This window comes from Bradyrhizobium sp. NAS96.2 (assembly GCF_001908235.1).
GTDB lineage: Bacteria > Pseudomonadota > Alphaproteobacteria > Rhizobiales > Xanthobacteraceae > Bradyrhizobium.
This window is the reverse complement of the sequence record NZ_LGHK01000164.1, coordinates 1-7,452: the sequence shown is the minus strand read 5'-3', so window position 1 is coordinate 7,452 and position 7,452 is coordinate 1. Positions and strand designations below refer to the sequence as shown.

Below are 7,452 nucleotides of genomic sequence, written 5' to 3'. Positions count from 1 at the left end.
TGGTTTCGCGTTTTCTATCGATCGATACGTTGCTGGGACATAGCAATAGTAGCCACATCATTTCAGCCGCCAGCATTTTAACGGAAGCCGGGCACGAGCTCAGCACACCGCGCAGTTTGTCGACAAAACGACCGTCCGTCTCACTCGAAGGTTGCTTGAACGCATCATCAAGCATTTCAACATTGGCAGTATTCCAGACGTCCTCTTCGGAAAAGAGCGAACGCTGGCCAAGCAGCGCAGCATCCCGCCAATGTTCACCAGCGGCCAGGAGCTCAGCAACTTGCCTTTCACCACAGAAGCGGCTCATCCAATACCTTTCCTAGAAAAAGCTGAATCTCAAAAAGACCCGCTTAGCAACTTAGGCCCAATCCACCTCAAGTAGCTATTTCGACTTTGTTCTAGCTTCGTCCCGTACCCCCTCCCTACTGAATTTCGCGGCATTTTTTAGCGTGCCGTTCGGAGAGCGATTGACCCACGAAAAATAAGCACCCGAAAATCGCTTGTTGCTGGGGCCCATGTTTCGGTTCGCCCTACGTCGAGCGCCCTAAGTATCCGACAAAGCAGCACTTTTCGGACTCCCTCACAGTTTCGGCGGGCAGCATGATCAACGGGCCCTGCCAAAAATCGCGACCATCGGAAAAAAATCTACGAGTGAGAGTGGGGCCGGTCCCTAAGCGAGGGTCCCTGAGGAATTGACCACCCCCCACCCCTCGTTCCACCTCAGTCGGCGCAAATGAGTCGTTAGGCCAAGTGGGCTTTTTGTTTTTATTTCCGAACTTTTTGCGTGTGAACCATGGAGACCGGTCGACGAGGGAAGCTCGTAGACTTTTGACCCACCCCACCCCGCTAAACACACGGCAATCGCCTCCGAGATCCAGCCTAACGCCTCGGCTTTACAGCCATCGTCTCGTCTGCATGTTCTCACTGACGGCAAGCCCTTCGAATGTTCGGTGGTGAAGGTTTGTTGCGGAGGACATAGGCGAGCAATCCCAGCGCTTTCGCGCCGAGATGCTTCCTACGTCCTCAGCGATCATGCTCGGCGGAGCCAGGCCCGTCGCTATCGGACCCCATGCATGCGATGGTGCTGCACAGGTCGCGTCTACTTGCGGCGATCACCATCTCGCCGGCAGCCACCCTCACGCTCGAGGCCGGGCTTTGCTTAGGCTGCATCCCACGGTAAGCGATCAATATGCGCCGCCGCCGTTAACCGACCAGCGCATACGAACTCAACAACAAATCAACCGCGCGCTAGAAGTAACAGGCCGGCAACCCTTGCTCTCATATTGGCGCGGTGTTCCTCGCTAAACTCGATGATCGGCTCTGCCGCAAGAAGTCGGCGAAGCATCCGGACCTGTGCGTGCAGTGGATAGGTCACACTTATTGCGACCTTCTTCAGCACGGCGGGAACTGGCCGCCATTGACTATCGTACGGTTCGCCGCGTTCATCGTTGCCGCAGAAGCCGCAGAGCCAATTCTCGACCGCAATGTCAACGGCCCATGATGGCACGTCCCGAAGAGCCAGAAGATAATACTTGCCGGCTATTTCGACCTCATCGGCTGAGGGTCGTCCATTGCGTAGAGGACCGAAGAAAAGTTCTGTGATCTTGGCGAGCGTAGCTCGCTCCCAATCTTCATGCTGAGCCGGCGTCTGCTCGAAAAGAGCGAGCACGTCGGAGATGTAGCGTTCAATCTCCGCTCTCTGATCTTGGGTCAAAGCCAAGTCGACGGGGAGCGTTGGCAGGGTCCTGTACTTCCCGTCCACCAGCGCCCGTTGACATTCGTCTTTCATCGATCGCACGCGCAAGTCGACCCATTCCGGCCAAGATGGCATCTGGTCCAGTTTGCGTACGTTGGGAAGCGGGATAGGAAGGACGGGCATTGATGCGCTCCGCAGCTGCAATAATCCAATTTCGCCAAGTGGCACTCCAGTCGCGCTTCGTAGCGCCGGCGCCAACTTTGGCTGTCCAGTAGTTCGTGAATTTTTCGACTTCAATTAGCGCACGCTCGTGGCTGAGACCGCGCTCTAGGGCGAATTGCAGTTCATGTTGTGTCGGGCGCCACTCCGCTGGCAGGCGGCTGCCACGTCCTTGATCCTGCCTCCTCCGTACGGGAAGCGTTCGCGTGTTGGCGCGCTCAAGAGCAGCGACAAAGGGCACTGCGCCATCGATCGAGCCTCCCCGTTCGAAGTATGCCTCGAGCTCTTGAGCGATCGGTGTAAGCGGGGGAAGGAGGCTAGCTCGATCAAACAGATCGCCATTCTTGGATCTTGATGTCATGGTGGCCCGTCGGGCTAGCTTGTCCGACGATGTCCGTCGGCCCACTCGATGAGATCCTGTTGCCGATAGCGGACCGCACGTCCCAGCTTGATGAAGGATGGACCGACGCCCGTCCTCCGCCAAGCTTGTAGTGTTCGAAATGAGATGGAGAGCAAACGCGCGGCCTGCTTTTCAGTGAGCAGGACGATGTTGCCAAACTCGGGGGTAGTCATCGGAACCTCCTGGAGCGCGATCAAATACGATTCAGCGCTTCAAGGGGTAATCAGATGGCGAGCCTGATCCAACCAGCTGCACGTCTGAACTGGACAATTCAGACTAGGATCACGTCCAAACTGGCGAGTTTGGAAGCGGAGCCTCTTAGGGCTGCACGCCGGCCTCTTCCAAAGCTATACGCAAATGGTCGGAGATGGTCTTAGCGGCGAGTGGCTCACGACCAAGCCGTAGTTTCGCCCGTTCTTTATTGACCGCATCAGCGATCTTTTTCGCTGTATTCCAGGGTTGGCCATTGAGCTTTGGATGCTGATGCCAGAAGTCTCGCGCAATCGATAAGATCAATTGACGCTGCAATTCTCCCTTCGATTTCTTGGCTTGCGACCCTTTTGCTCTGTTGCCTCTCGAAATCTTCCCATCGACCGCCAATTCGTTGAGTTCGCCTGCTGCCGAGTGGAGCTGATAGAGGTACATCGCGCGGTATATATCGCTCAGTTCGTCGTCACTGAACTTCGCAAACAGAAGGGTGATTGCATGAAGTAGCTCGGCCGCTAAGCGGTCCTCGCTTAACGGCTCTGTCGAATCCCGCGCTATTTCGAACCAAGCATCATCGCGAGCGGATAGCGCGAGCTCCTGAGGCGTGTACCCACATCCACCCTGAATTGGTGCGAGTGGCGTTTTGTCAGTTGGTAAATTCTTAGCAGTAAGGTGAACACGCAGTCGGTCGGAAAGAGCACTCAAAACCTCCTTCCCGTTCGGCTGAAAAAATAGCTCACTCAGGGCGCCCGTGTGGGTCTTAATGCCGACGTCCAGCAGAAAGCCTCGCGTCCTAGTGCTGACAATCACCGGTCCGCCTTCTTTGGAATACGATAGTTCTCTCACCTCCTGAAGAGGGACCGATCCACGCTTCTCTTTGGACATGCGATACCTGGCAGTGATTCGGGTGTTTGACCGCAATTAAGAGCAACAAATCGACTTCAAGATACGCGAATCTGCAAATCATCCACGGCGACCATTTACGATGCACCACGTTTGACGCCCGCCAACTGCGGCAAGCCAAAATCGATATAGCGCGCGTCTTCAGTTGAATGCAGCTTGCCGGCCATGCAATCAGAGGCCCTCCATCGCAATCAAGAAGACCTGGCCGAACTCGGCTCGCTACTGGCTGCAGGGCTCCAGCGTCTTCTGGAGCGAAAGTCCAGTCCTTTATCGCACCGCAACGAAGAAAATCCGCTCGACTGTCGAGCGGTCGTTGAGGGTCATGTCCGGCAATACAGCAAGGAATTGACCCTGTGAAGACCCACGTCCTGTCGCAGCTGGCGGCCCTGAAGAGCTCCCCTGTCGACGCCCTTAAAGCCCGCTGGCGCGAGCTCTTCGATACCGAACCTCCTGCCTACAACCGCCGCTTCCTCGAGAACCGATTGGCCTACCGCATCCAGGAACTCACTTACGGCGGGCTCAGCCGCGAGACGCAGGACCGCCTGAAAGCCATGGCTAAGCAATATGCCAATCAGGAGCCGACTGAGCGCAAAGCTCGGCCCGCCTTGCGTCCAATCGCCGGAACCAGGCTGATCCGGGAATGGCAGGGCGTCGAGTACTCCGTGACGGTCCGCTTGAACGACTTCGAGTATCTTGGCCGGCCCTACAAGTCCCTGTCTTCGATCGCCCGCGAGATCACAGGCACCAAATGGAATGGCTGGGTCTTTTTTGGCCTTAAGAACACGCTGGACCGCAAATGAGCCTACGCCACCGTCCTCAACGCGGCACAAAGCGCTCAAGTAGCCTGTTCGATGTGAGCGCACGGCCAGGCGCTATTCGCAAAACGCGTTGCGCCGTCTACACTCGCAAGTCGAGTGAGGAAGGCCTCGATATGGACTTCAACTCACTCGATGCGCAACGGGAGTCCTGTGAGGCCTACATCACGAGCCAACGCGCGGAGGGCTGGGCCCCGGTTTCAGACCGCTACGACGATGGTGGCTTTTCGGGCGGCACGTTAGAGCGACCCGCCCTCAAGCGGCTGCTCGCGGACGTCAAAGCCGGGAAGATAGATGTCATCGTCGTCTATAAGATCGACCGCCTCTCTCGCTCGATGCTCGATTTCCTCCAGCTCGCCGAGCTATTCGAACAGCATGGCGTCACATTTGTCTCCGTGACTCAGTCCTTCAATACAAAGGACGCCATGGGGCGCATGGCGTTGAACATCCTGATCACGTTTGCGCAGTTCGAGCGAGAAGTGATCGGCGAGCGCATCCGCGACAAGGTTGCAGCGTCCCGTAAGCGTGGCAAGTGGATGGGAGGCTGGACACCCCTCGGCTACGAAGTCCGCGACCGCAAGCTACTCATCCATGAGCAGGATGCTGAACGCGTGCGATCGATCTTTCGACGATTCGTCCAGCTTAAGTCTGCTACGCTGCTGGCTCGCGAACTCGTCGCCGCTGGCGCGAAAAACCGATATGGCCACCTGCTGGACAAGGGGGTCCTCTACAAGATCCTCCACAACCGGGTCTATATCGGCGAAGCCGTGCATAAGGGCACGTCGTATCCAGGCGAGCACGAAGCGATTATCGATCGCAAGCTCTGGGACCAGGTCCACGGCATCTTGAAGGAGAGCCCCCGCAAGCGGGCAAACAATGCTCGTGCGCGATCGCCAGCACTGCTGAGAGGCCTCCTATTTGCTCCTGATGGGGCAGCCATGACGCCAACCAACACGCGGAAATCTGGTCGGCTCTACCGCTACTACATCAGCCAGACCGCTCTGAAGCAGGGCAGGTCCGACTGCCCGGTCAGAATGGTGCCGGCCGCCGAGATCGAACGAATCGTTATTGATCAGGTTCGCCTTCTGCTCCAAACGCCTGAAGTCATCGTTCAGACTTGGCGTGCAGCGCGCAAGCAGCGCAAGGACGTCAATGAGAACGATGTCCGCGACGCACTCCTCGGGTTTGACGAGCTATGGAATGAGCTGTTTCCAGCGGAGCAAGCTCGCATCGTTGAGCTGCTCGTTGAGCGCGCCGATCTTGGCCCGGACAGGCTGGATATCACACTCAAGGTTGAAGGCCTAACATCTCTCGCCAACCAACTCAGCACGCAGCCAGTCCTCCAACAAGCAGCCGAATGACCCGCCCAGCTCCCATTACAATCGGCGCACCAGGCCGCCCCAAATTGAGCCGTGATGGCCGCACGATTGTTGTGAGCATTCCGATTTCGCTGCGCCGACAGGGAGGCCGAAAGCGCGTTGTTACCCCGGCCGACTCATCGCCCTGGTCGCCGGCCCCAGCGCGTGTCGATAGTACCATGATCAAGGCGCTCGTTCGCGCTCATCGATGGCGTGGTATGCTCGAATCCAACCTCTTTGCCTCGGTCCGAGATTTGGCAAAGGCCGAAAGGATCAATGAATCTTATCTCTGCCGGGTCCTTCGGCTGACACTTTTGTCTCCGACGCTCACTGAGACCATCCTTAACGGCCAACAACCCGAGGGCTTGGATCTCGCACGGCTACTTCAATCGCTTCCAATCGAGTGGGATGAGCAGCAGGCCCTTCTCCAGGCACGCGCGCGTATCAGCCAAGACTAGCCGGCAGCGACGTAAAACGATGTTGTGCGGCAAAAGTAGCTTTTCGCCGGACCACCGATAGGCGGTGAGAAACCCGCCCTTTGCTACGCTGAAATCGAGGCAACTCGCATATTCATTTGAAAGCGATGGCGTTCCGCGCAGCCAGTAATGGCCAAAGAAGACTGGCGTCTTGTCTTGGTAGTGAAAGTCTGCCGTCAGCGGCAGATCAGGCAAGCTCGTCTCCTCCCCGTCCATACCGAGCGCTGCAGTTCGGTAGGTCACCGCTGCTGGATCCCACCAACGAATCCGTACGTCTTGGCGCTTATGACCGTCCTTGTCGAAGAAGAAACGTCCGTCTGGGAGCGACACCTCGGGCCCTTTAAGCAACACCTCGGCCGCCCGATAGGCTGGAGTACCGCGCTGGTTGGCCGCCCGAAACCCTTCCTGGGTAAACCTATGGCCAGGGTCTAGACAGCCGTCGAGCGACTCTTGCGCCGCGCTGTTCCAGCACGCATGGATCACGCGCACCCCGGGAAGGTCCAGCCAGACGGGCAAGCTCTTAAACCATTCGAGTGCCGCCAGATGAGCCGCAGACCCCTCTCCAATCTGCTTAAGAAATTCCTGGTGCTGGTGCGCGTTCTTTTCGTTGCGCGGTCGAAGAAAGCCGCCCGCGCCATCCGGCTCGGCCCAGCCCAGCGCATTAAACTCGTGGTTGCCCATCACCGCCAAAGCCAGCCCTGCGTCGCACATCCGCTTGGCGATTTGCAGAACAGCCAGCTGCTCGGGACCACGGTCGACGAAATCGCCGACAAAAATCACCCGGCGCTCCGGATGGCAAAACACGCCATCCACCTCTTGATATCCGAGAGAGGCCAAGAGACGCCGAAGCGCGTCAGCGTGGCCGTGGATGTCACCGATGATATCGAACTTGTCTGGCATCAGGAGCAGGAGCGTACAGTCATCTGCGACTGAACAGGCCTACCAGACCAGCACAGATTCGCCCATCGAGTGTTATGGAACTTCGGAATAGAGAGCGGCGAAACAGCCGACAAGCTTCCGAGTTAACCAGGTTGATAAGTGGCGCCGCGGTGTGTCGATGCGGGAAGCTATTGTCCTTTGCTTCCCCAGGCAATTACCCAAGACCCAGACGATCTGCTAAGAAAACACGGAACGCCTACGGCTTTGCAACCGAGGCGCGCGCGATATAATCGTCGGAAACCTTAAGGGGCAAAGCTGAGATATGGACGCGAGTGTTGTAGGGGGCCCGATTCCTGCCAAGATCAAATCAGGCGCGTTGGTCGCCGATCATTTGGAGGGACTCGAAAAATTTGAAGCCGGGCTCTGGAAGATCGCCGACAATCTGCGGGCGAACTCCAATCTGGCGTCGAACGAATATTTCATGCCCATCATGGGGCTG

Annotated in this window: 6 protein-coding genes and 1 pseudogene; 2 read left to right on the top strand and 5 right to left on the bottom strand. The window is 57.4% G+C overall.

What is annotated here, in order from left to right; genetic code table 11:
- From AC628_RS43255 to AC628_RS30310, 4 genes and pseudogenes are all read right to left on the bottom strand, one after another.
- Positions 1-307 (bottom strand): annotated as a pseudogene (locus AC628_RS43255) (EVE domain-containing protein); the annotation flags it as partial.
- 930 nt (positions 308-1,237) lie between these two features.
- A complete protein-coding gene (locus tag AC628_RS30325; RefSeq protein WP_074130468.1) occupies positions 1,238-1,879 on the bottom strand; it encodes a hypothetical protein in 642 nt (213 codons plus the stop codon).
- A gap of 411 nt (positions 1,880-2,290) precedes the next feature.
- Positions 2,291-2,488 carry a helix-turn-helix domain-containing protein gene (locus AC628_RS30315; protein WP_210190281.1) on the bottom strand — a complete coding sequence of 66 codons (198 nt, stop codon included), beginning with the start codon at positions 2,486-2,488 and terminating at the stop codon, positions 2,291-2,293.
- A 145-nt stretch (positions 2,489-2,633) separates the two neighbouring features.
- Positions 2,634-3,407 carry a hypothetical protein gene (locus AC628_RS30310; RefSeq protein WP_074130466.1) on the bottom strand — a complete coding sequence of 258 codons (774 nt, stop codon included), beginning with the start codon at positions 3,405-3,407 and terminating at the stop codon, positions 2,634-2,636.
- A gap of 371 nt (positions 3,408-3,778) precedes the next feature.
- Here AC628_RS30310 and AC628_RS30305 point away from each other — a divergent pair, with 371 nt between their 5' ends.
- Positions 3,779-4,225, top strand: coding sequence for a DUF2924 domain-containing protein (locus AC628_RS30305; RefSeq protein WP_074130465.1), 447 nt, complete (start codon positions 3,779-3,781; stop codon positions 4,223-4,225).
- On the top strand, positions 4,222-5,601 hold the full coding sequence (locus AC628_RS30300) for a recombinase family protein (RefSeq protein ID WP_083633203.1): 1,380 nt from the start codon (positions 4,222-4,224) through the stop codon (positions 5,599-5,601). Before AC628_RS30305 ends, AC628_RS30300 begins: the two co-directional genes overlap by 4 nt.
- 377 nt (positions 5,602-5,978) lie before the next feature.
- On the opposite strand, the gene AC628_RS30290 is transcribed toward AC628_RS30300, so the two are convergent.
- Positions 5,979-6,974, bottom strand: a complete 996-nt coding sequence (locus AC628_RS30290) for a metallophosphoesterase (protein WP_074130462.1) — start codon at positions 6,972-6,974, stop codon at positions 5,979-5,981.
- Between the last annotated feature and the right edge of the window lie 478 nt (positions 6,975-7,452).

What these genes read in the sequence shown, in the direction of transcription:
- AC628_RS30325 (WP_074130468.1), bottom strand. Translation starts at nt 1,879, where the DNA reads ATGCCCGTCCTTCCTATCCCGCTTCCCAACGTACGCAAACTGGACCAG.
- AC628_RS30315 (WP_210190281.1), bottom strand. Translation starts at nt 2,488, where the DNA reads ATGACTACCCCCGAGTTTGGCAACATCGTCCTGCTCACTGAAAAGCAG.
- AC628_RS30310 (WP_074130466.1), bottom strand. Translation starts at nt 3,407, where the DNA reads ATGTCCAAAGAGAAGCGTGGATCGGTCCCTCTTCAGGAGGTGAGAGAA.
- AC628_RS30300 (WP_083633203.1), top strand. Translation starts at nt 4,222, where the DNA reads ATGAGCCTACGCCACCGTCCTCAACGCGGCACAAAGCGCTCAAGTAGC.
- AC628_RS30290 (WP_074130462.1), bottom strand. Translation starts at nt 6,974, where the DNA reads ATGCCAGACAAGTTCGATATCATCGGTGACATCCACGGCCACGCTGAC.